This window comes from Arcobacter caeni, assembly GCF_003063245.1.
GTDB classification, from domain to species: domain Bacteria; phylum Campylobacterota; class Campylobacteria; order Campylobacterales; family Arcobacteraceae; genus Aliarcobacter; species Aliarcobacter caeni.
Genome location: NZ_MUXE01000050.1, coordinates 1 through 604, shown reverse-complemented (window position 1 = coordinate 604; position 604 = coordinate 1). Strand labels below are relative to the sequence as shown.

The following is a 604-nucleotide window of genomic DNA, read 5'->3' as shown; positions in this document are numbered from 1 at the left end:
CTTCATAAACAGGGCATGAGCTATAACAACTTTGACATAAAATACAGTTACTTTGTCTATCTATTTGCTTTTCATCTTTTATTGAAATACTTACATCTTCCTTTTTATGCAAGAAGCTATTTGTTTTAGTTAAAAGCTCTTCTTCCTTTGAAGTATCAACTACTAAATCCTTTAAAACTTCGTAGTTTTTAAGTGGTTCTACTAAATCATTCTCTTTTAGTTTTGTTTTACAGGCTAATCTTTCCTGACCATTTACTCTTACAGAACAACAGCCACAAACTCCACTTCTACAACCATGTTTAAAAGTTAAAGTAGAGTCTTTATCTTGTTTTATTTCAACAAGATTTTCTAAAAGTGTTTTATTCTCTTTTACTTCAAACTCTTCTAAAAAAGTTTTCTCTTGATTAAATCTACTTACTTTTATTTTCATAGTGCATCTTCATAGGAAATAATATCTTGCTCTTTTTCATACTTTACAATACTAATCTTTGCAAACTCTTCTTTTTGTTCTTTAAAGTCTGTTCTAAAATGTGCCCCTCTGCTCTCTTTTCTCTCTAAAGCACACTTAGCTATTAGTTTTGCCATATAAACAGACTCTTTAAAC

Annotated in this window: 2 protein-coding genes; both read right to left on the bottom strand. The window is 29.3% G+C overall.

Annotation, left to right across the window (positions count from 1 at the left end; genetic code table 11):
- The coding region (locus tag B0174_RS12085) for a 2Fe-2S iron-sulfur cluster-binding protein (protein WP_133174807.1) at window positions 1-430 on the bottom strand (430 nt) is incomplete at its 3' end.
- Window positions 427-585: a hypothetical protein gene (locus tag B0174_RS12465; protein WP_407641254.1), complete on the bottom strand. Its 159-nt coding sequence runs from the start codon at window positions 583-585 to the stop codon at window positions 427-429. The genes B0174_RS12465 and B0174_RS12085, both read right to left, overlap by 4 nt.
- Window positions 586-604: the final 19 nt, after the last annotated feature.